Origin of the sequence: Williamsia deligens (assembly GCF_024171765.1) — a bacterium.
Lineage (GTDB): Bacteria > Actinomycetota > Actinomycetes > Mycobacteriales > Mycobacteriaceae > Williamsia_A > Williamsia_A deligens.
This window is the reverse complement of record NZ_JAMTCI010000001.1, coordinates 1,874,197-1,895,985: the sequence shown is the minus strand read 5'-3', so window position 1 is coordinate 1,895,985 and position 21,789 is coordinate 1,874,197. Positions and strand designations below refer to the sequence as shown.

Here is a 21,789-nt window from a genome sequence, read left to right as displayed (position 1 = left end):
GGCTACAGTCCGGCGCGCTCGAGCGCGAGGTCGAACTCCTCCGAGGCGATCTTGTCGCCCTTCCCGTCGGCCAACGCCTGGGTGTAGACGGCGACGAGTTCCTCGCCGATCTCGGCGAACCGCCGGTCCCAGCTCTCGGAGTCGACGCGCCAATAACCGACGATGTCGAACTGCGCCGCGGTGAACCCGTGGTCGGCGCGGAGGTGCTTGCGGACCTCCCGCGTCGCGCCGCACTCGCCCGCGTACCAGCAGTAGCCCCTGCCGTCGGGATGGTGGAACGCGCGGACCCGCCGGGGCAGTTCGCTCGCACAGCGCCCGTTCCCCGATCCGACGACCGGGACGACGACGACGTCGTCGCGGGCGGGGAGGCAGTCGAGATCCCCGGGGTGCAGGACCTCGACGATGGCCGTCGCCCGGGCACCCACGGGCAGTTCCTCGACGATGCGGGCGAGGGCGGGGAGTCCGGCGAGGTCCGCCACGAGCAGGTGCCACTCGGTCCCGGGGTCCGGCCGATACCAACTGCGGGCGTGTGCCAGCACGACCTGGTCGCCGATGCGGACGTCGCGGGCCCAGATGGTCGCGGGGCCGTGGTCGTGCAGGACGAAGTCGACGGTGATCTGTCGGGGGCCCGGGCCCCGCATCCGCACGGTGTAGTTGCGGCCGACGGGCATCGTGTCGGGGTCGTGGTAGGCCCAGACACCGTCGCGCTGGTCCATCGCGCGCGGAGCGGTGTGCGGCTCGTCCGGGAAGTAGATGCCGACGGCGTCGTCTCCACGATCAGGCAGGTGCAGTTCGTCGATCTTCGGGACGTCGAAGACGATGCGGCGCAGACGCGGGGACAGATCGGTCACGGCGACCACGGCGCCGAACACGGTTCCCATGTGAACGAAGGCTACCCTAACCAAACCGAAGCCGGAGAGGTGGGCGGGCCACGAGAAGTGACTCCGGCCGAACTGCCGGGTCGGGGGTCTGGCAGTTCGGCCGGAGCCATACGGGATATCGCCGGGGGCGCGTCAGGCGTTACATGCAGTGGACAAACAATTTCGCGAGTCCTCCACCTGCACCGATGCGCCCCCGAGGGGTCACGCCTCGATGATCGCGGTGACGCCCTGGCCACCGGCCGCGCAGATCGAGACCAGTGCGCGGCCGCCGCCGTTCTCGTGGAGGAGCTTCGCGGTCTGCGCGACGATCCGACCACCGGTGGCGGCGAACGGGTGGCCCGCCGCGAGTGACGACCCCTTCACGTTCAGCTTGCTGCGGTCGATCGACCCCAGCGCGGAGTCGAGGCCGAGGCGGCCCTTGCAGTAGTCCTCGGACTCGAACGCCGCCAGCGTGCACAGCACGACGGACGCGAACGCCTCGTGGATCTCGTAGAAGTCGAAGTCCTGCAGCGACAGGCCGTTGCGCTCCAGCAGACGCGGGATCGCGTAGGTCGGCGCCATCAGCAGGCCGTCGGGCCCGTTGACGTAGTCGACCGCGGCGGTCTCGACGTCGACGAGATGCGCGAGGACCGGCAGCTTCTTCTCGGCGGCCCACTCGTCGCTCGCGAGCAGCACGGTCGACGCACCGTCGGTGAGCGGTGTCGAGTTGCCGGCGGTCATGGTGGCGTCGCCGAGACCCACACCGAAGACGGGCTTGAGCTTGGCCAGCTTCTCCACCGAGCTGTCCGGACGCAGGTTCTCGTCGCGGGTCAGACCGAGGAACGGGGTGATGAGGTCGTCGAAGAAGCCCTCGTCGTAGGCCTTGGCCATGTTCTGGTGGCTCGCGGCGGCCAGGGCGTCCTGGTCAGCGCGGGCGATCCCGAACTCCTTGGCGGTGATGGCGGCGTGCTCACCCATCGACATGCCGGTGCGCGGCTCGCCGTTCTTGGGGATGTCGATGCCGAGCTTGGGCAGCAGGGCGAGGACACCCTTGACGCGGTCCGCGGTCGACTTGGCGCGGTTCACCTCGAGCAGCGCGCGACGCAGCGGCTCGGAGACACCGATGGGGGCGTCGGAGGTGGTGTCGACGCCGCCGCCGATGCCGGCGTCGAACTTGCCGGTGGCGATGCCGTCGGCCACGAGCGACACGGCCGACAGGCCGGTGCCACAGGCGTGCTGGATGTCGATGGCCGGGGTGTAGGGCGAGAGCGCCGAGCCGAGGACCGACTCACGGATCAGGTTGAAGTCCCGCGAGTGCTTGAGGACGGCACCGCCGGCGACGAGGCCGAGCCGCTCGTCCTGCAGCCCGAACCGGCTCACCAGCCCGTCGAGCGCGGCGGTGAACATGTCCTGGTTGCTGGCCTTCGCATACGCCTTGTCCTGGCGCGCGAACGGGATTCGATTGCCACCGACGATCGCGACCGGGCGCAGCGACTTCGCCGATCCTTTCGCGGATGCCGTCGACGCCGACGAGCGCGACTTCGACGCGGTGGTCGTGGAACGGGCGTTGGATGTGGTTGCCACTGCGGATCTCCCCAGGAGTCGTTCGGACCGTATGGAGTATTCTTACTCACGAGTAAGTTACTTGTCGAACCTCGTACGCCTCGCACTCGGTGCCATGCGCGAACCTCCGGTGCGGGTCAATCCGGTAAAGGAGCACCTCCCGTGTCAGCCAATGCAGGTCTGTACTCGCAGTTCGTCCACTCTCTGCCCGGCTCGTTCATCGCCAAGCAGGCCGGACTGCCCGTACCGCCCACCCTCCGTCGCTACAAGCCGTCCGAGCCCCCGCTGCCCGGTCCGGTGCTGCTCGGCGGTAAGGGCCGTCTCGTCGAGCCCCTCCGCGAGATCCTCTCGACGCCCGACTACGAGCTGATCGCCAACAACACCACCGGCCGTGGCGCCGACAAGCTCGGTGGCATCGTCTTCGACGCCACCGGCATCACCGAGCCGGCGGAACTGGAGCAGCTGTTCGAGTTCTTCAACCCGGTCATGCGGTCGGTCGCGCCGAGCGCCCGGTTCCTCGTCATCGGCACCACCCCGGAGCTGGTGAAGGACCCGTGCGAGCACGTCGCGCAGCGCGCCCTGGAGGGCTTCACGCGCTCGCTGGCCAAGGAGGCCCAGCGTGGCGCAACGGCACAGCTCGTCTACGTCGCCCCGGACGCCCCGACCGGCCTGGCCGGGCTCGAGTCGACGGTGCGCTTCGTCCTCTCGGCCAAGTCCGCGTTCGTCGACGCACAGGTGATCCGCGTCGGGACCGGTGACGCCACCGCCCCCGCGAACTGGGACAAGCCGCTCGAGGGCAAGGTCGCCGTCGTGACCGGTGCCGCCCGCGGCATCGGCGCCACCATCGCCGAGGTGCTGGCCCGCGACGGGGCCCACGTGATCGTGGCCGACATCCCGGCCGCCGGCGAGGCACTGTCCGCCACGGCCAACAAGGTCAACGGCACCGCGTTCCCGATCGACGTGACCGCGCCCGACGCCGGCACCAAGCTCGCCGAGCACGTCAAGGAGCGTCACGGCGGACTCGACATCATCGTCAACAACGCCGGCATCACCCGCGACAAGCTGCTCGCGAACATGGACGCGGGGCGCTGGAACTCGGTGATCGCCGTGAACCTGATCGCGCCGCAGAAGCTCGTCGACGACCTCGTCGCGGCCGACGCCCTCAGGTCGGGTGGCGCGGTCATCGACGTGTCGTCGATCGCGGGCATCGCGGGCAACCGCGGCCAGACCAACTACGGCGCCTCGAAGGCCGGCGTCATCGGCCTCGTCGACACGTACGCACCGATCCTCGGCGAGAAGGGCATCACCATCAACGCGGTGGCGCCCGGTTTCATCGAGACGCAGATGACCGCCGCGATCCCGCTCGCCACCCGTGAGGGCGGCCGCCTGCTGAGCACGCTGCAGCAGGGCGGGCAGACGGTGGACGTCGCCGAGACCGTCGCCTACTTCGCCAAACCCGCGTCGTCCGCGGTCACCGGCAACGTGGTCCGCGTGTGCGGCCAGGCCATGCTGGGGGCGTGACGTGGCCACCGTCGCACTGAAGTCGCTGCCCGCGACGACCGACGTCTACCGCAGTGCCGTCATCGGGATGCTCCCCGGGATCGGCAAGGCGGGGTCGGTGTCCGCGGATGCGCGACTGCCCGACACCACCTACACGGTGTCGAACCTGCGCCCCGATCCCGAGAAGGTGCGCGAGTACTGCCTCGCCACCGGGATGCAGTTCGGGCGGTACCTGCCGGTGACGTTCCCGTTCGTCGCGCAGTTCCCGCTGATGATGCAGACGATGGTCGCCCGCGCGTTCCCGTTCGGCGCCGTCGGCTCGGTCCACCTCGAGAACCGGATCCACCGGGTCCGGCCGATCGAGCTCGGTGAGCCGCTGTCGATCGCGACGCGACCGGAGAACCTCCGCGAGCACCGCAAGGGGATCCTCGTGGACATCGTCAGCGAGATCCGGGTGGGCGGCGAGCTGGTGACGGAGCAGACGGCGACGCTGCTCAAGCAGCAGCGGACCAGCCTGTCGGGCGGGCCGAAGTCGGCCCCGCCGCGCGACCACCGTCCGCCCGCGCCCGACGCGACCCTCGCGGTCGATCTCGGCCGGATCCGCGCCTACGCGGCCGCCAGCGGCGATCGGAACCCGATCCACATGGCCAACCTGACCGCGAAGGCGTTCGGGTTCCCCCGCGCCATCGCGCACGGGATGTGGACCGCGGCCGCGGCGCTCGCGAACGTCGAGCCGCATCTGCCCGACGACGTCACCTACGTGGCGAAGTTCGGCAAGCCGATCCTGCTGCCCGCCAAGGTCAACGCCTACGTCGACACGGTCGACGGGGGGTGGGACGTCTCGGTCCTCAACCGCACCAAGGGTTACCCGCATCTGACGGGGACGCTGCGCGGCGCCTGATCCGACGCACGACCACATCGGCCGTCCCGCTCCTCGCGAGCGGGGCGGCCGATGTCGTTGTCGGGACAGTGATGTGCGTCACCCCCCGGAACCCGTGCAACCCGCCCGTCCGTATCGACTACACAGGACGACACCGGAGGCGAGATCGACTCGTCTCGAGGCGAGAGGAGAACGCCATGGCAGACGCTGCCGACAAGGCCGAGAACCTGGTGGACAAGGCGAAGGATGCCGTCTCGGACGCCGCCGACACCGCCAAGGACACGGCGCAGGACGTCGCGGACACCGCGAAGGACAAGGCCGACAGCGCCGCCGGGTCGGCCAAGAAGGCCGCCGGCGAGGCGACCGGTGACTCCGAGCTCAAGGCGGAGGGGTCCGCCGACAAGGCGAAGTCCGAGGCGAAGCAGGCGGCCGGCAAGGCTGCCGACGCCGCCGACGAGGTCGTCGACCAGGCCAAGGAGGCCGCGGGATCCCTCGCCGACCAGGCCAAGGAGGTCGCGGACACGACCAAGGGCGCCGTCGCCGACGCCAAGGAGCAGGCGAAGGACGTCGCCGAGGGCGCCAAGGAGGAGGCGAAGCAGACGGTCTCCCAGATCCGCAGCACCGTCGAGGACATCGACTCGCGCGACGTGCAGAAGGCGGCGCAGAACCCCGCCGTGATCGGTGCCGTCGTCGCGGCGATCGTCGCGGTCATCGCGATCGTGGTCGCGCGTCGTCGCTGACACCAGCTGATTCCGACACCACCTGTGCCCGGTCGTCGCGCGCTCGCGCGGTGACCGGGCACAGTCGTCCTGCGGTCGGCCGTCCTTGGTCCTAAGGTCGGGTAACGATGGACGACACATTGACGGTGACGATCCCCGCGCACAACGCCGAGGGGACCGTCGCCACCGCGATCCGGTCCACGGCCCGTTCACTTCCCGACGACGGACGCATCGTCGTCCTCGACGACGCGAGCACCGACGGCACCGCTGATGTCCTGCGCGCCGAGGCACGCCGCGACCCCCGGGTGCGGGTCATCACCAACTCCGATGCGCCGCTGGGCGTGGCCATGGCCGCGAACACCCTGCTCGAGCAGGTCGACACCCGGTGGGTCGCACGCATCGACGCCGACGACGTCTCCCTCCCGTGGCGTCTCTCCCGCCAGCTCCGTGCGCTCCATCGCGGCGACACCGACGTCGTGTTCACCGGGGCCTGGTTCTACGGACCGTCCCGGTTCGCCGTCGAGCCCATCCCCCTGCTCTCCGCCGATCCCGGTTCGACTGCCCACGAGCTCCTGCTGAACTGTCCGTTCATCCAGTCCACGCTGGCGGCACGGCGTGAAGCACTGATCGAGGTCGGCGGGTATCGCGCGGTTCCCGCGGAGGACTGGGATCTGTTCCTGCGCCTCGCACTGCGCGGGGTACGGATGCGACGACAGTCGGTGCCCGGCGTCCTGTACCGACGATCGCCGGGTCAGATGTCCGCCCAGGAGGACTGGAAGGCGGCGCTCCGGGTCGACTCGGCGACCGGCGCCGTCCACCGTGCGCTCTGCGCGCAGGTGCTCGGATCCGAACTCGACGCCTATCCGGCCCTCTGCGGCCCGGGGGCGACACCGGCCCAGGTCGACGATGCGCGTGAGGTCATCCGGCGCACTGCGGAGGCGGCGGCGAGCTTCCCCCTGCCCGAACGCATCTCGCTGCGGGTCACCGCCGGCGGACTCGGCAAGCGCCTCGACGGGTGGTACGGCTCGCGCTGACCTCGATGGGGTCGCCGCTGCGCTCCCGGACGGGCATGATCTGTGGTCATGACCGACGATGTGCGCACCCTGACGCTCCTGCGTCGAGCGCGTGACGCGATGGACAGGGACTACGCACAGCCCCTCGACGTGGCGACGGTGGCGGCCCACGCGTACATGTCGCCGGCGCACTTCTCCCGTCGTTTCGCGGCCGCCTACGGCGAGACGCCCTACAGCTATCTCATGACGCGACGCATCGAGCGTGCGATGGCGCTGCTGCGAGCCGGGTGGAGCGTGACGGACACCTGCATGGCGGTGGGCTGCACGTCGCTCGGTTCCTTCAGCACCCGATTCCACGCCCTCACCGGGGAGACGCCGAGCGCCTACCGCGCCCGCGACCACTCCGCGCTGGCCGCGATGCCCGGGTGCATCGTGCGACTCGCGAGCCGCCCGTCACCGACGCGCCGCCCCGCGGTCTCCGCGTCGAGCAGCTTCGGAGAAGTGCGCGGGTGAGGAGTTCCGTAGCTTCTCCTGCATGACAGTCACTCTCGCCTTCACACACCTCACCGTCCACGACGTCGACGCCGCGCTGTCGTTCTACCGGGACGCCCTCGGCCTGACGGTCCACAACGACGTCTCCGGAGGAGGCGGTCGGTGGGTCACCATCGCGTCGGACGCCCAGCCCGGTGTCGCGATCGTGTTGTCCACACCGCAGTCCGGTCGCGGAGCCGACGACGCCGCCGCGCTGGAGGACCTGCTGGCCAAGGGGTCGCTGCCCATGATCGGCCTCAGCACTAACGATCTCGACGGCCTCTTCGATCGCGTCGTCGCCTCGGGCGCGGAGGTCCTGCAGGAACCGATGGATCAACCCTGGGGCCCGCGCGACTGCGCGTTCCGCGACCCGTCCGGGACCACCGTGCGCATCTCGGCGGCATCCACCGTCTGACCGCCCGGGAGCCCGGCCGGTGTCCTACTTCGCGGCGAGCTCGGTCCCGTAGGCACGGATCGCGTCGATGAGCACGGAGAAGACACGATGCGCCGTCGCGAGGTCGTCGTCGGCGATGTCGGTGAGCGCCGACCGCGTGAGCGACACCAGCGGACCGAAGAACCCGCGGGCAACCTCCATGCCGTGCTCGTCGTAGCGCAGGATCACCCTCCGACGGTCGTCGGGATCGGGCTCGCGACGGATGTGGCCCGACGCGATCATGCGCTCCACGAGGTAGGTCATGGCCGCGGACGACATCCCGAGCGACGCGCCGAGCCGACCGACGGTGAGCGGCTCGCCGTCGACGTCGGCGACCATGATGCGCAGCAACGCCTGGAAGTCGTTGGCCGACAGGTCGTGCCGTGCCGCGAACGCCCGACCGATCTGCTCCGACGCCGCCGAGAGGGCGCGCATGTCCGACGCCATCGCCGACTCCAGCTCCGCCCTGTCCACGACGATCAGCTTACGTCGCCGGAGCAGATATCTCAGTTGCTGAAAGGTTCAATTTCTGAGATTGTCGGTGTCATGGCTGCCGCATGGGACCGTTTCGCCGCGCTCGTCACCGGACGACGTTCATGGATCGTCGGGCTCGTCGTCCTCCTGGTCGGCATCGGCGTCATGACCGGTCTGGGGAGCGGCTCGTCATCCGACGACTCCCCGAACTCCCTGCCGGACTCCGCGCAGTCGGCGCGCATCGACGACTACCTGGCACGCTTCCCCGACGCGAAGGTGGCCGCAGCGATCCTGGTCGTGGACCGCACCGACGGCACGTCCCTCACCGAGTCCGATCGCGCGGCCGTGACGCAGGCCCGCGAGCGGATGCTGGCCACCGACCGCGCGACGCAGGCCGACGCGTCGGGCCCGCCCCTCGTCGTCTCGCCCGACGGCAAGGCGGCGATCGCGACCGTCCCGGTGTCGTCGGAGATCAGCGGGTTCACCCTGCGCGACACCGTCGACGCACTGCGCACCGCCGCGGACTCCGGACTGCCCGCCGATCTCACAGCCCACGTCACCGGCGGGCCGGCGTTCGCCGCCGACATCGCGAACTCGTTCTCCGGCGCGAACGTGACCCTGCTGGCCGTGACCGCGCTGGTCGTGGCGCTGCTGTTGATCGCGACCTATCGCTCGCCCGTGCTGTGGCTGGTGCCGCTGATCGTCGTGGCGGTCGCCGACCGCGTGGCGTCGACGGTGGGCGGCGCAGTGGCCGAGGCGACCGGCCTCGCGTTCGACGGGTCGACGTCGGGCATCACCAGCGTGCTGGTCTTCGGCACCGGCACGAACTACGCGCTGCTGGTCATCTCCCGCTACCGCGAGGAACTGCGTCGTCGCACCGACCACCGCGAGGCGCTGCGTCATGCGGTCCGTCGCGCCGGACCCGCGGTGCTCGCGAGCAACGTCACCGTGGTGCTCGCTCTGCTCACCCTGCTGTTCGCGGCGCTGCCGAGCACCCGGAGCCTGGGTGCCGCGGCCGCGTCGGGCCTGCTGCTGGCGATGGTGTTCGCACTGCTGGTCCTCCCCCCGGCTCTGAGCCTGTTCGGACGGAAGTTGTTCTGGCCGTTCGTCCCCCGCGTCGACGAGTCGTTGACCGCCGACGACGCCGACCTCCACGCCACCGGGGCGTGGCATCGTGTCGCGTCCGCGGTCGTCGCCCACCCGACGCGCTCGCTGTCGACGGCGGTCGTCGTCCTCGTCGTCTGCGCCCTCGGCTTTCTCGGCACCTCGATCGGCCTGAGCCAGACCCAGCAGTTCCGCGTGACCGCGGACTCGGTGACCGGGTTCGACGTCGTCGACGAACACTTCCCCGCCGGTCAGTCGGACCCGACGACCGTGGTGGCGCGCTCGGCCGCCGCAGGTCAGGTCGAGTCGGCGCTGCGCGGCACACCCGGCGTGCAGGCGGTGACACAGACGGGCACCTCACCCGACGGGCTGAGCCGCTTCAGCGTCGTCCTCACCTCGGCACCGGCGTCGAGCGGTGCCTTCGACTCGATCTCCGCCATGCGCGACCGCCTCGCCGACACACCCCGGGCCGAGGCACTGGTGGGCGGGAGTGACGCCCGGGCCCTCGACACGCGGGACGCCGCCGCCGACGACCGGTTGCTCGTCATCCCGCTGATCCTGGCGGTGGTGCTGCTGGTGCTGTTCGCGCTGCTCCGATCGGCCCTGGCGCCGATCCTGCTGGTCCTCGCGACCGTCCTGTCCACCGTGGCGGCGATCGGCCTGGGGACCTTCGTCGGCGTGCACGTCTTCGGGTTCCCCGCGCTCGACAACAACACTGTGCTGTTCTCGGTCCTCTTCCTCGTCGCGCTCGGCGTCGACTACACGATCTTCCTGGTCACCCGAGCCCGGGAGGAGAGCGCACAGCATCGGGTGCCGGAGGCGATGACGAGGGCCGTCTCGGCGACCGGCGGGGTCATCACCAGCGCCGGGATCGTGCTCGCGGCGGTGTTCGCCGTCCTCGGCGTGCTGCCGCTCATCACGCTCACGCAGCTCGGCATCATCGTCGGGCTGGGCATCCTCCTCGACACGTTCCTCGTCCGGACCGTCATGGTCCCGGCGGTGTTCACGCTCGTCGGTGAACGGATCTGGTGGCCCGCTCCCCCGCGGGAGCGCGCCTCGCTACGCTGACGCCCATGAGCGAAACGAGAACACGTTCTACCATCCTTGACCGCTTCCGGCTCGACGGGAAGGTGGCGGTGGTGACCGGCGCCGGCCGTGGTCTCGGTGCGGCGATCGCGGTGGCGTTCGCCGACGCCGGTGCCGACGTCGTCATCTCCTCCCGCACGGCCGAGCAGCTCGACGAGGTCGCCGAGCAGATCCGCGCCACGGGGCGACGAGCCGTCACGGTCGCCGCCGACCTCAGCGACCCGGATGTGACCGCGGGACTCGCCGCCACCGCCGAGGCCGAGTTCGGTCGGCTCGACGTCGTGGTGAACAACGTCGGCGGCACCTTCCCGAACGCCCTGCTCGACACGTCGGTGTCCTCGCTGGAGAAGGCGTTCCGGTTCAACGTGGCCACCGCCCATGCCCTCACCTGCGCGGCGGTCCCGCTGATGCTGCGCAACGACACCGGCGGCTCGATCATCAACATCACGTCCACGATGGGTCGCCTCCCCGGCCGGGGGTTCGTCGCCTACGGCACGGCGAAGGCCGCTCTCGCGCACTACACGCGGCTCGCCGCGGAGGACCTGTCCCCACGGATCCGGGTCAACGCGATCGCGCCGGGGTCCATCGCGACGTCAGCCTTGGAGATCGTCACCGGCGACGACGCCATGCGGACCGCGCTCGAGGGTGCCACCCCGCTCGGCCGCATCGGTGACCCCGACGAGATCGCCGCGGCCGCGCTGTATCTCGCGTCCGACGCCGGCGCCTACTCGACCGGCAAGATCCTGGAGATCGACGGCGGACTGATCAAGCCGAACATGGACATGGGCCTGCCCGACCTCTGACCCGCCGCGACATCAGTCGAAGACGTGCTCGTCGATCCGCTTGCCGCCGGCCAGACCGTGCCACCCCATCTGCACCATGAGGTCGGCCGCGGTGTCGAGGTCGATGTCGCCCTCGGAGATGCGGTCGGCGACAGCCTCGCCGGCGCCGACGAGGGCGACGGCCATCAGCTCGAACTCGCGGTCGGTGGCGCGTTCGACGGTCGTTCCCCGCCGCAGCAGGTCGGCGATCATCTCGATGAGTCGCGCACGACTGGCGTCGACCAGCCCGGCGAACGCAGCCTGACCGGTGGCGACGCGGTACAGCACGCGCCACGAGTCACGGTTGGCGTCGACGAACCGCAGGAACTCGTAGATGACGGTGCGCGCCTGATCACGCTGACGCAGCCGAGGGTCGAAGCCGGTCGTCATCGCCTCGATGAACCGGGCACCCTCGCGGTTGAGACATGCGGCGAAGAGTTCGTCCTTCGACCCGTGATAAAGGTAGAGCATCGGCTTGCTGATGTCGGCCGCGGCCGCGATCGCGTCCATCGACGTCTCGCGGAAACCCTTCTCCGCGAACACCTTCACCGCCGCGTCGATCATCTGTTGCTCGCGCACGGCCCGGGGTAGCCGTTTGGTCCCACCCGGCATCGTCCCACCGCCCTCCGCAGATCATCGACCCTGCACACCGGGTCGTGGCCTACAACTTACCAGGCAGTAAGTTACGGCGGCGTCCGACGTTGCCGCCCGGGCCGTCAGTCGTTCGAGGTGACCCCGGCGTCGCGCGCGAGACCGGCGTCGCCGAAGTGCACGGCGTTCAGCGCGGCCGCGACCGTCGACGCCACCAGAGCGTCGCTCACGTCCCCGAGCGCCGGCAGCAGGGTGCGGAGAAGAAGAGGACCGGTCAGGAGATCGGCGATCTGCTCGACGTCGTGGCCCACCTCGATGTCACCGCGGGTGATCGCCTGCTCGAGCGCGACACGCACCGCCGCCCGCCGCGGCGCCATGACGTCGTCGAGGAGTCGGTTGCGCAGGGTCTCGTTACGAGAACTCTCCTCGATGAGGCCCGGCATCGCCTTGACCACCAGCGGGTCGGTGAAGAAGGCGACCTGCGCCTGCTGGATGCGGGTGAGATCCGTCGGCAGATGGCCGGAATCGAGCAGCGGGTCGAACACGAGCCGCGAACTCATCGCCGCGGAGACGATCTGTGCCAGAGATGCATATCGCCGGTACACCGCAGGTCGGGTGGTGCCCGCCGCTCGTGCGACCGCGTCGATGGTGGTGGCCCCATAGCCGTTCTCGACGACCATCCGTGCCGCCTCGTCGAGGATTGCGTCGTCGATCGACGAATCTCGTGGCCTGCCGGTGTTGACCATCAAACATTACAGACTGTAACGTAACGCGGCATGAGGACGAGAGTAGCAGCGCGGGGGGTCACCTGTCTCGGGGGGCGCTGCGCCCTCGATCGGATGGGGGAGTCCGATGGGTGAGGCCGTGCTGTGGGTGTTGATCATCGTGACGATCGCGGTGTTGACGTCCATCAGTGCGATCACGCTCCTCGTCATCTCGCGACTTCGGGACCCGGGGGGGGATCCCGACGTCGCGGGAGACCAGATCGACTGGCCTCTGCCTTTCGATCTGGCGCCCGCACAGACGCGGGCACTACGCGACTGACGAACGGTTTTTACGTGGGGTATGCCGTTCGTCGGGCAGCACGGAGATTGCTGCACATCGCGTAGTGCCCGCGCGGGCCACGCCTGCGCGGGCATCAGCACCCGCCGCTCGCACGCAGCACTCGCTGCACCGACTCGTCGATCCGATCGCTGCTCAACCGTCCGGTCCGGACGGCGGTGGTCAGGGCCGTGATGACCTCCGGCACCGCCGATGTCGACAACCACAGCGCCAGGTCCGCGCCCGCCTCGATCGCCCGCACCACCGCCTCGGTGATGCCGTAGCGCGCGGAGATCGCGGCCATCCCGCTCAGGTCGTCGGTGAACACCGGCCCGTCGAACGGCCTGCCGCCGTACCCGGTTCCCGTGCGCAGCAACCGCATCGCCGCGGGCGAGATGCTTGCCGGCAGCTCGTCGCCGGTGAGCCCCGGGACGATGAGGTGGCCGACCATGACCCCGGTCGCCGGCGGTCCCGACGGGCCCGGCAGCAGGGTGCGGTAGGGGACGAGGTCGTCGGTGCGCAGCTGCGACAGCGGTGGCGTGCGCACCGTGCCCGTGTGGGAGTCACCGGAACCGTGCCCGTGACCCGGGAAGTGCTTGAACACCGGCATGATCCCGGCGTCGCGCAGTCCGTCGGCGAACGCCCCCGCGTACCGCGCGACCGTCGCGGAGTCGTCGGAGAACGACCGGTCACCGATCACCTCGTCGTCGGACTCGTCGCTGACGTCGGCGTCCGGGGCGAAGTCCACGGTGATGCCCAGCTTCGCCATGCCCTCCCCCGTGCGGCGGGCGACGGCCCGCACCTGCGCCGGCGTGGACGTGCGTGCCAGTTCGCGCGCCGACGGGTTGTCGATGCCGAGGGACGCCAGGCGCGAGACCCGCCCGCCCTCCTGGTCGATGGTGACCAGCACCGGGCGGGGACCCGACCGTGCGATCGACCGCAGCCGGCCCCCCTCGTAGATCGACGCGTCGGTGGTGCTCTGCAGGAAGATGCCCCCGACATGCTGGTCGCGGATGACGCGCTGCGCGTCCGCGGGGCCGGTCACGCCGACGACGAGCAACGAGGCGAGCTTGTCGCGCAACGACATCGCCGCGATCGTCGACGCGCATCGACCCGTGAACCCGGGGACGGCGGCCGACGACGACGGCGCCGAGGACACCGGGACGACCGCGGAGGAGGTCCCGACCGCGGAAGGGGTCGCCTCGACCCCTGCGGGCTGCGTCGTCGAACAGGCGGTGGCGCCGATCGCCACGACGGCGAGCAGGACGGTGCCGGCACGCGAACGGGTCCCCGAGAACATGCCGGGGAGTCTTCCACGCGCCGTCGCGCAACCGCCTGTACGCGGGGCGAACCGGACTATCCTGGCGCGCGGGGGTCGAGAGGAGTTGCCGCCATGACCAGCAGCGTCGATCCCACGTCGGACCTGATCATGATCGCCTACGACGGGTCGGAGAACGCCGACCGCGCCATCGATCACGCCGCCCGCTACCTCGCCGGTCGCCGCGCCGCGGTCGTCACCGCGTGGGAGACCGGGACCCACCAGTCGGCGCGGCTGTCGAGCGCAGCCGGGATGCAGCCGCTGTTCACCCCCGGCGTCGACACCCAGGTCGACGACCTGCTCCGCGAGGAGGCCCACTCCATCGCGGAGGCCGGGGTCGCCCGCGCCCGCAGCGGCGGCCTGGACGCGATCCCCCATCTGGTCGAGGTGACCGGCACCGTGTGGGGCGCACTGGTCGAGGCCGCCGACGATCTCGACGTCGACGTCCTCGTCACGGGCACCCGCGGCGCGTCGGGGATCCGGGCACTGCTGCACAGCAGTGTCGCCGAGGCCGTCCTGCGTCACTGCAGCCGACCGGTGCTGGTGGTACCCGCCCGATGCGCCGAGCGACGACGGCCGGTCGACGCAGGCGCGGATGGTAGCTTGACCCCATGACCGACAACCGCCTCATCGCCGGAGCCGTCGCCGGGATCATGGGCGTCATCGTCGCCATCGCCGTCGTCTTCCTGGGCGGGTTCCTCGCCTCCGACGACACCCCGTCGACCTCGGTCAACAGCTTCAACGCCGACAACGGATTCGTGAAGGGCTCGGTCGACTACGGCACCCGCGACAACGCCGGAGTGCGGAACTGACCTCTGCCACCTCGGTGGCGGAACGCTCGACCGACACGCCGGTGGCGCGCGCCACCGCATCACGCCTCTCCCGCCGCGGGATCGGCCTCATCGCGATCATCTCGGTCGTCCTGTGTCTGCTGCAGGCGCCGGGCCGCATCGCCGCCGACACCAAGCTCGACCTCGCGATCGATCCGAGCGGATTCCTCTCCCGTGCCCTGCATCTCTGGTCGACGCAGGCCCCGATGGGTCAGGTCCAGAACCAGGCGTACGGCTACTTCTTCCCCCACGGCGCGTTCTTCCTCGCCGGTGACCTCGTCGGGCTGCCCGCCTGGGTGACACAGCGGCTGTGGTGGGCGGTGCTGGTCACCGTCGGCGTGGTCGGGGTGGTGCGCCTCGCCGAGGCGCTACGGATCGGATCCCCCGGGTCACGCATCGTCGCCGCGATCGCCTTCGTCATCAGTCCCCGCGTCCTCACCACCCTGGGATCCATCTCCTCGGAGACGCTGCCGATGATGCTGGCGCCGTGGGTGCTCCTGCCGGTGGTCCTCGCCCTGAACCGCGACGACCCACCGCACTCGGTCCGCCGGTTGGCTCTCGGATCCGCCTGTGCCGTCGCCCTGATGGGTGCGGTCAACGCGGTCGCGACCGCGGCGGCGTGCGCCGCGGCGGTCGTCTGGTGGTTGTGTCACACGACGATCCGCGGTCCCGGTGCGTCGCGGTGGCGGCGGTTCACCGCGTGGTGGGCGCTCGGCGCCGTGCTGGCGTGCACCTGGTGGGTCGTCCCGCTGATGATCCTGTCGCGGGTGAGCCCTCCGTTCCTGGACTTCATCGAGTCCTCCCGGGTAACCACGCGCTGGACCTCCCTGGTCGAGGTGATCCGCGGGACCAGCTCGTGGACCCCGTTCGTCTCCCCCGACCGCGTGGCCGGCGCGGTCCTCGTCTCGTCACCCGTCGCCGTGCTCGTCACCGGCGCGGTGGCGGCTGCCGGGCTGGCCGGTCTCGCGATGCGCTCGATGCCCGCGCGGGGTCGCCTGGTCGCCGTCGCGGCCGTCGGCATCATCGTGCTCTGCGCCGGGTTCGAGGGCCAGATCGGTTCGCCTGTCGCCGAGCAGGTCCGCGGCTTCCTCGACGGCCCCGGCGCCCCCCTGCGCAACATCCACAAGTTCGACCCGATGATCCGGCTGCCGCTGGTGCTGGGCATCGCCCACCTGCTGGCGCGGATGCCGTTGCCGGGCACCGTCGATCTGCGATCGGCCGGGCGCGCGTTCTCCCGTCCCGAACGGTCGCGGGCGGTGTCGGCGACCATCGCGTTCCTCGTCGTCCTCGTCGGCGCGGGGTCGGTCGTCTGGACCGGCGCACTGGCACCACGGGGGGCGTTCTCGTCCATCCCCGGGTACTGGCCCGCCGCGGCGACATGGCTGCGCGATCACGCCGGGCCGTCGTCGACCCCGTCACGCGCCCTGGTGGTGCCCGGAGCTCCCTTCGCCTATCAGACATGGGGTTTCACCCGCGACGAGCCGCTGCAACCCCTCGCCGACACGCCCTGGGCCGTCCGCGACGCCATCCCCCTCGTCCCACCCGGCGCCATCCGGGCGATGGACTCGGTACAACGCCAGATCGCCTCGGGCAGGCCGTCTCCCGGCCTCGCGGCGACGCTCGCCGGACAGGGGATCGACTACGTCGTGCTGCGGTCCGACCTGGCCCCGACGACGTCGCGCTCGGCGCGCCCGATCGTGGCCCGACAGGCGCTCACCGGATCCCCGGGACTGCGCGAGGTGGCGCAGTTCGGACCGGAGGTCGGCCCGCGCGACATCCGGGGGGTCGTCGGCGACGACGGCCTCGCACCGCGCATGCGGGCCATCGAGATCTACGCCGTCACACCACCGAGCGGCGCCGGGCGCTTCGACGGGACCGGGCCGTCGCTGGTCGACCTGAACGCCATGCCCCGGGTGATCGGCGGACCCGAGGCGGTGGCGCGCCTGCAGGACCAGGCCGCCCGTGCGGGGGCACCCCCGCTCGGACCCACCCTGCTCGACACCGACGCCCGCCGGGCCGGTCTGCCCGAGCGTCCCGCCGTCGTCACCGACACCCCCGTCGACCGCGAGACCGACTTCGGTCGCGTCGACGACCACAGCTCGGCCGTGCGCGCGCCCGACGATCGGCGCTCGACTCAGAACGCCGTCCCCGACTACCCCGTCGATGGTGCCGGGCTGGTCCGCGGTCAGTGGCTGCTCGACGGCCGACCCGACGAGGTGTCGGTGTCGGCGTCGGGATCGGCCTCCGACGCGACGCAGTTGGGTCAGACGTCCCCGTCGAACTCCCCTGCCGCGGCCTTCGACGGTGACCCGAACACCTCCTGGATCAGCCGCGATCTCGACGCGGCGGTGGGCCAGTGGCTCCAGGTCGACTTCGCCCGGCCCCGCAGCGATCTCGCGGTGACCGTGACCCCCGGCCGGTCCCTCGGTCCGGCGGTCACCGGGCTGCTGGTCTCGACCGCGGCGGGGACGACCGTCGCGCAGGGGATCACGCCGGGACAGCCGGTCACGGTCGTCGCGCCGAGCGGGCCCACCACGTACCTGCAGGTGCGCGCCATCTCGACCGCGACCGGTCGGGCCGGCAGCCAGTTCGCGATCGCCGAACTCCGTGTCCGCGACAACGACGTCGGCCGCGATCTCTCCATCAGCCACCGCACCGTCCTGCCCGAACTCGATGCCGGACAACCGGTCTCGGGGTGGTCGCTCGGCCAGGACGGGTCCCGCACCGACTGCGCTGTCGGGCCCGACATCACCCGGTGTTCGGAGGGTCTCGGCCTCGCCCCGGAGGAACCCGGCCTGTTCGACCGGGTGATCTCGGTGCCGACGGCGACGACGGTCGTCCCGCGGGTGTGGCTGCGCTCCACACCGGGTACCGCCCTCGACGACCTCGTGCGCGACCCCCGGTACGTCAGCGCGACGGGCTCGGCGTCGATCACCGATCCGCGGGCGTCGGCGTCGGCCGTCGTCGACGGTGATCCCGGCACCACCTGGGTCGCGCCCGACGAGTCGACACGCCCGGGTGCCGCGACACCGTCGGTCCGCATCACCCTGCCCACCGCGCGCCGCGTCACCGGGTTGACCGTCACCGTGCCGGAGGGCCGCTACCCCGCCCGACCCACGACGGTGGGGGTCGACCTCGGCACCGGGCGGCAGATCCGGAAGCTCCCCCGCGACGGACACATCGACCTCGATCCCGCGGTGACGGCGTCGGTGACGGTGTCCGTGGTCGCCCACGACGACCTCGTCGACGTGAACAGTCTCGGTTTCGCCGAGACCGCGCCGCCCGGCATCGCCGAGATCCGCCTCGACGGTGCACCGATGGCCACCGCGCCGGCGGACCGCGTGGTGTCCGTGCCGTGTTCGGCGGGCATCGCGATGTCCGTCGCCGGCCGTCGCATCCCGCTGTCGGTGACGACGACCGCACGACGACTCGTCTCCGGTGACGCTGTCGCCGCCGTGCCGTGCGGCGGTGACACCTCCGTCCCACTCGCGGCGGGCAGTCGCAGCGTGACGGTGGCGCCGTCGGAGGCGTTCTCGGTCGACTCGGTGAGCCTGACCGCGCAGACGGCGACCCCCACCACGGACGGGCCCGACACGATGCGGCCCGTCGCCCCGACGACGTGGACCGCCGACCATCGGGTGGCCGACGTCGCGGCCTCCGGGGTCGACCGCGTGTTCGTCGTGCCGGAATCCACCAATCCCGGGTGGCACGCCACCCTCGACGGGCGTGCGTTGCGGGCGGTCACCGTCAACGGTTGGCAGCAGGGGTGGATCGTCCCCGCCGGAGCCGCCGGGGCGGTCACGCTCGACTACCCCCTCGACGGCCCGTACCGGCTCGCGATGCTGCTCGGGTTGATCGCCGTGGCGGTGTTGTTCCTCGCAGCGGCCCTCCCCGACCGCCGTCGCCGCGACGAGGGGGCCGCGCCCACGCCCGTGCACGCCCCGACGGTCGCGATCGTCGGCGCTGCTGCGGTCATGGTCGTGCTCGGTGGCTGGGTCGGCGCGGCCGCGGGCGTGCTGACGGCCGTCGCGACGATCACGCTCCGGCGCCGGAGGCCGCGTGTCGTCCCCGTCGCCGTCGCCGCGATGTTCGGCCTGGGGGTCGTCGGCCTGTCGTGGGGACCCTGGGCGTCGGGTGACCCCTACACGGGGTTCGACTGGTGGGTCACGCTGCCCGCGCTGGTGGCCGTGGCCGGTCTCGCGACGGTGTCGTCGCCGGCGCGGGGGTTCGTCACGCGCTGGGCGTCGCGACGCTCCCGGTCCCGCATGGCCCGCCGCGCCGGGTCCTCGACCAGGCCGTAGCTCGCGGCCGCGACGCCGATGGTGACCAGCACCGTCACGATCCACACCGCCCACATCGCGCCGCCGAAGACGGCGAACCCGAACACCGGGAACACCACCGCCAGCACCGCGAGGTGCCAGATGAAGATCGCATAGGACCACCGACCCAGCGTCTGCATGGCCGTCGACGCCAGGAACCGATGCGGCGCCGGCGACAGGACGAGGGGTGCGAGCAACGCCCACCCGAGCACCGCGCCGATGACCGTCTTCGTCGCGAACTCCCCGTCGGAGACGGCGGCCAGTCCCGACGGGCCGGCGATCGGCGTGCACGCCAGCGCGTACATCCCCACCGCGAGGACACCCATGGGGACGCGACGCGACGACCACCGTCGGAGACGGCCGTCGGTGTCGGAGGCCGCCACCTCGGCGAGTGCGGTCCCGGCCACGAACCACGGCAGGTACCCCGGCAACCACAGGGTCGCCGAGACGCCGTCGGCGAGGGGCAGCCGGGTGGCGACGAATGCCCAACCCAGACTGACCACCGCGACGCCGACCATCACCGGGATCCGCAGGTGGGCCCGCGGGCCGCGGAGCCGGCCGATCGCCCAGGCGAGCAGCGGCAGCACCGCATAGAACGAGACCTCGACCGCGAGGCTCCACATCTGCGTCAACCCCGACACCAACGAATAGGGGACGTAGACCTGCAGGAGCGACAGGTTGGCGAGCCACGTGACGGGTCCGGCACCGCGGGCCGCGGGCACCACGCTGAGCACGACGAGCACCACGACCAGGTACGCGGGCAGGATGCGGACCGCGCGATGCCGCAGATATCGGCCGACCGGCGGCGCCGGCGGTCCACCCCGGGCCGCCGCGGCGTGCGGCCGCCAGAGCAGGAAGCCGGAGAGGGAGAAGAAGAGCGCCACCGCGAGATCGAGCCGGCCCCAGACCGCCCCGGTGACCGAGCCGTCGACCGACCGCGTCTGGAAGGCCACGTGGGTGGTGAGCACCCCGAGGGCGGCGAGCGCACGCATCCCCTCGAGGGCCGGGATGAACCGCGGCGGGCGGAACGGCGAGGTCGGGGCGGGCATCGGCGACGACGCTACCCGCCTGCGACCTGCGGCCGATCGGGGTCGGAGGACCGCGAATCGGACTGGGGTGACTGTTAGTCTCGCTCGCAAGGGCGGAGCACTGCGCCTGCCAGAGATGGCGAGACGACGACCTCGAAGGAGCTTCTGCCATGGCGACAGGCCGGATGTCGGCCCGTGACCTGTTGGGTCCGGTCCTGATCTTCCTCGGCGCGCTGCTCATCGTGGCGGCGATCGCCATGCCCTTCTATCTGGTCGGGCAGCTGCAGAAGACCCCCATGGACACCGACTACACGACGGTGTCCACCTCCCAACGCACCGACGGTGACTCCAGCAGCGACGCGCTCCCGGCGAAGATCCTGAACCGCTGCTCTCTGACCGCGTCGAAGCCGGAGGTGTCGGCCGCGGCGCTGACCCGCCAGCAGCGAGTCGTGGCGGTCAAGCCCGCCGGCGCCGACAAGGTCACCTTCCAGGCCGGTACCTCGACCCGCATCAACCAGGTGCAGATCTCCGGCGAGACCGTCACCCCCAGTGCCGATTCCACCTCCGGCGGCGGCTGCCTCGGCGCGCTGCTGACGGCGACCGTCGACCGTGTGACGACCAACCGCACCAGCGGTGCGGCCGCCCTGTCCGGCGGTGGCAGCTCCGAGGTCCAGCTCGACTCGTCGTCGAAGTCCGTGTCGATCCCGGATCGTCGTGGGCTGCAGTACAAGTTCCCGTTCGACTCGTCGTCGTCGAAGCGCTACATCTACTTCGACCTCGCGTCGCGGACCACGAGCCCGCTCAAGTACGTCGACTCGACCGAGATCGCCGGCGTGAAGGTCCTGCACTTCAGCCAGACGGTCCCCGAGGCCAACCTGGCGCAGCTGCGCGACGCCAACGACTCCACCCCCGCCGGTACCCAGCTGTCGCAGAACGCGTCCTGGTACGGCGGGTTCCCGGGGATCGACAACCGTCAGAAGCTGCCCGCGGACCTCTACCGGACCACCACGCGCGACCTGTACGTGGAGCCCGACAGCGGGACCATCGTCAACGACCGTGAGCGGATCCAGGAGTACTACAAGATCTCCGGGGTCAGCGGTGATGCGCCGCAGGCACTGCGGCAGTACCGCCTGACCAACCTCGACGTGACGTTCGCCTACGACCAGCAGTCCCAGCAGCAGCGTGCGTCCGCGGCGAAGGACCTGTCGTCGCCGATCAAGCTGTACGGCCGTTGGCTGCCGATCGCCTTCGGCATCGTCGGGGCGCTCGCGCTCATCGCCGGGATCATCCTGCTGCTCCGCGGCCCGCGGACGCCCGCCGCGGTGGTCGCCGGTGACGACCCGTACTACCCGGTCGCCACGCCCGACGACGACACCCGGGACGCGCGGGGTCACGACGACTTCCGCGACGCCGACGCGCCCACCGAGGTGCGACCGAACCTCCGCAAGGACGGTGACCGAGGTGCCGGCGGTGGCTTCGCGGCGGGCAGTGGACCCTCCGACGACGACGCGACGCAGCAGTTCCCCCGTGTCTCCGACGACAGCGGTCGTGTCGGGTGGTCGTCGCCGGACGGTCCCGACGCCCGTCGGGATCCCGAGGGCCCCGGTGACTCCGAGACCCGCCCCGACGACCCGTGGCGCCGCCCGAACGGCTGACACCCGGCGTCACCCCCGAACCC

The 21,789-nt window shown here is 71.2% G+C and carries 19 protein-coding genes and 1 pseudogene; 13 read left to right on the top strand and 7 right to left on the bottom strand.

Translation table 11 applies throughout. The features are described from left to right. Positions 1-2: 2 nt before the first annotated feature. Together LX14_RS09120 and LX14_RS09115 are read right to left on the bottom strand one after the other, a co-directional pair. The gene (locus LX14_RS09120; RefSeq protein ID WP_253646898.1) at positions 3-881 is read right to left on the bottom strand and encodes a siderophore-interacting protein; all 879 of its coding nucleotides are present in this window, start codon (positions 879-881) and stop codon (positions 3-5) included. Between the two features lie 201 nt (positions 882-1,082). Beyond that, positions 1,083-2,351 (bottom strand): acetyl-CoA C-acetyltransferase, encoded by a 1,269-nt coding sequence (locus LX14_RS09115; RefSeq protein WP_253647953.1) that lies wholly within the window; start codon positions 2,349-2,351, stop codon positions 1,083-1,085. A 234-nt stretch (positions 2,352-2,585) separates the two neighbouring features. Between LX14_RS09115 and LX14_RS09110 the strand changes: the two genes are divergently transcribed. The 6 genes from LX14_RS09110 (at position 2,586) to LX14_RS09085 (ending at position 7,481) form a co-directional block, all read left to right on the top strand. Beyond that, positions 2,586-3,944, top strand: coding sequence for a 3-oxoacyl-ACP reductase (locus tag LX14_RS09110; protein ID WP_253646897.1), 1,359 nt, complete (start codon positions 2,586-2,588; stop codon positions 3,942-3,944). Position 3,945: 1 nt separating this feature from the next. Further along, on the top strand, positions 3,946-4,824 hold the full coding sequence (locus tag LX14_RS09105) for a MaoC/PaaZ C-terminal domain-containing protein (protein WP_253646896.1): 879 nt from the start codon (positions 3,946-3,948) through the stop codon (positions 4,822-4,824). Between the two features lie 176 nt (positions 4,825-5,000). Then, complete coding sequence (locus LX14_RS09100) at positions 5,001-5,543, top strand: CsbD family protein (RefSeq protein ID WP_253646895.1); 543 nt, start codon at positions 5,001-5,003, stop codon at positions 5,541-5,543. Positions 5,544-5,650: 107 nt separating this feature from the next. Beyond that, positions 5,651-6,556 (top strand): glycosyltransferase family 2 protein, encoded by a 906-nt coding sequence (locus tag LX14_RS09095; protein ID WP_253646894.1) that lies wholly within the window; start codon positions 5,651-5,653, stop codon positions 6,554-6,556. 48 nt (positions 6,557-6,604) lie between these two features. Further along, entirely contained in the window at positions 6,605-7,048 is a 444-nt protein-coding gene (locus LX14_RS09090; protein ID WP_253646893.1) for a helix-turn-helix transcriptional regulator, read from the top strand. A gap of 22 nt (positions 7,049-7,070) precedes the next feature. Further along, a complete protein-coding gene (locus LX14_RS09085; protein ID WP_253646892.1) occupies positions 7,071-7,481 on the top strand; it encodes a VOC family protein in 411 nt (136 codons plus the stop codon). A 24-nt stretch (positions 7,482-7,505) separates the two neighbouring features. Here the strand turns inward: LX14_RS09085 and LX14_RS09080 are convergent, their stop codons facing one another. Then, the gene (locus LX14_RS09080) at positions 7,506-7,946 is read right to left on the bottom strand and encodes a MarR family winged helix-turn-helix transcriptional regulator (RefSeq protein ID WP_372505371.1); all 441 of its coding nucleotides are present in this window, start codon (positions 7,944-7,946) and stop codon (positions 7,506-7,508) included. A gap of 99 nt (positions 7,947-8,045) precedes the next feature. Between LX14_RS09080 and LX14_RS09075 the strand changes: the two genes are divergently transcribed. Together LX14_RS09075 and LX14_RS09070 are read left to right on the top strand one after the other, a co-directional pair. Continuing rightward, the gene (locus LX14_RS09075; protein ID WP_253646891.1) at positions 8,046-10,145 is read left to right on the top strand and encodes an MMPL family transporter; all 2,100 of its coding nucleotides are present in this window, start codon (positions 8,046-8,048) and stop codon (positions 10,143-10,145) included. Between the two features lie 5 nt (positions 10,146-10,150). Then, positions 10,151-10,966: an SDR family oxidoreductase gene (locus tag LX14_RS09070; RefSeq protein ID WP_253646890.1), complete on the top strand. Its 816-nt coding sequence runs from the start codon at positions 10,151-10,153 to the stop codon at positions 10,964-10,966. Positions 10,967-10,978: 12 nt separating this feature from the next. Here the strand turns inward: LX14_RS09070 and LX14_RS09065 are convergent, their stop codons facing one another. Both LX14_RS09065 and LX14_RS09060 read right to left on the bottom strand, forming a co-directional pair. Further along, positions 10,979-11,596: a TetR/AcrR family transcriptional regulator gene (locus LX14_RS09065; protein WP_253646889.1), complete on the bottom strand. Its 618-nt coding sequence runs from the start codon at positions 11,594-11,596 to the stop codon at positions 10,979-10,981. Between the two features lie 104 nt (positions 11,597-11,700). Further along, on the bottom strand, positions 11,701-12,321 hold the full coding sequence (locus LX14_RS09060) for a TetR/AcrR family transcriptional regulator (protein WP_253646888.1): 621 nt from the start codon (positions 12,319-12,321) through the stop codon (positions 11,701-11,703). Positions 12,322-12,427: 106 nt separating this feature from the next. Between LX14_RS09060 and LX14_RS09055 the strand changes: the two genes are divergently transcribed. Then, positions 12,428-12,619 (top strand): hypothetical protein, encoded by a 192-nt coding sequence (locus LX14_RS09055; RefSeq protein WP_253646887.1) that lies wholly within the window; start codon positions 12,428-12,430, stop codon positions 12,617-12,619. 94 nt (positions 12,620-12,713) lie between these two features. Here LX14_RS09055 and LX14_RS09050 read toward each other — a convergent pair whose 3' ends face one another. After that, a complete protein-coding gene (locus tag LX14_RS09050) occupies positions 12,714-13,916 on the bottom strand; it encodes a glycoside hydrolase family 3 N-terminal domain-containing protein (RefSeq protein WP_253646886.1) in 1,203 nt (400 codons plus the stop codon). Between the two features lie 93 nt (positions 13,917-14,009). Between LX14_RS09050 and LX14_RS09045 the strand changes: the two genes are divergently transcribed. From LX14_RS09045 to LX14_RS09035, 3 genes are read left to right on the top strand one after another with little or no spacing between them, the layout of a single operon-like run. Next, entirely contained in the window at positions 14,010-14,549 is a 540-nt protein-coding gene (locus tag LX14_RS09045) for a universal stress protein (protein WP_253646885.1), read from the top strand. Further along, a complete protein-coding gene (locus tag LX14_RS09040; protein WP_253646884.1) occupies positions 14,546-14,746 on the top strand; it encodes a DUF2613 domain-containing protein in 201 nt (66 codons plus the stop codon). Before LX14_RS09045 ends, LX14_RS09040 begins: the two co-directional genes overlap by 4 nt. Positions 14,747-14,787: 41 nt before the next feature. After that, positions 14,788-19,065: an alpha-(1->3)-arabinofuranosyltransferase domain-containing protein gene (locus LX14_RS09035; RefSeq protein WP_253646883.1), complete on the top strand. Its 4,278-nt coding sequence runs from the start codon at positions 14,788-14,790 to the stop codon at positions 19,063-19,065. Positions 19,066-19,127: 62 nt separating this feature from the next. Here LX14_RS09035 and LX14_RS09030 read toward each other — a convergent pair. Continuing rightward, positions 19,128-20,075: pseudogene (locus LX14_RS09030) on the bottom strand (acyltransferase family protein); the annotation flags it as partial. A gap of 206 nt (positions 20,076-20,281) precedes the next feature. Between LX14_RS09030 and pgfA the strand changes: the two are divergent. After that, positions 20,282-21,766, top strand: coding sequence for a cell envelope lipid trafficking protein PgfA (gene pgfA, locus LX14_RS09025; protein WP_253646882.1), 1,485 nt, complete (start codon positions 20,282-20,284; stop codon positions 21,764-21,766). Positions 21,767-21,789: the final 23 nt, after the last annotated feature.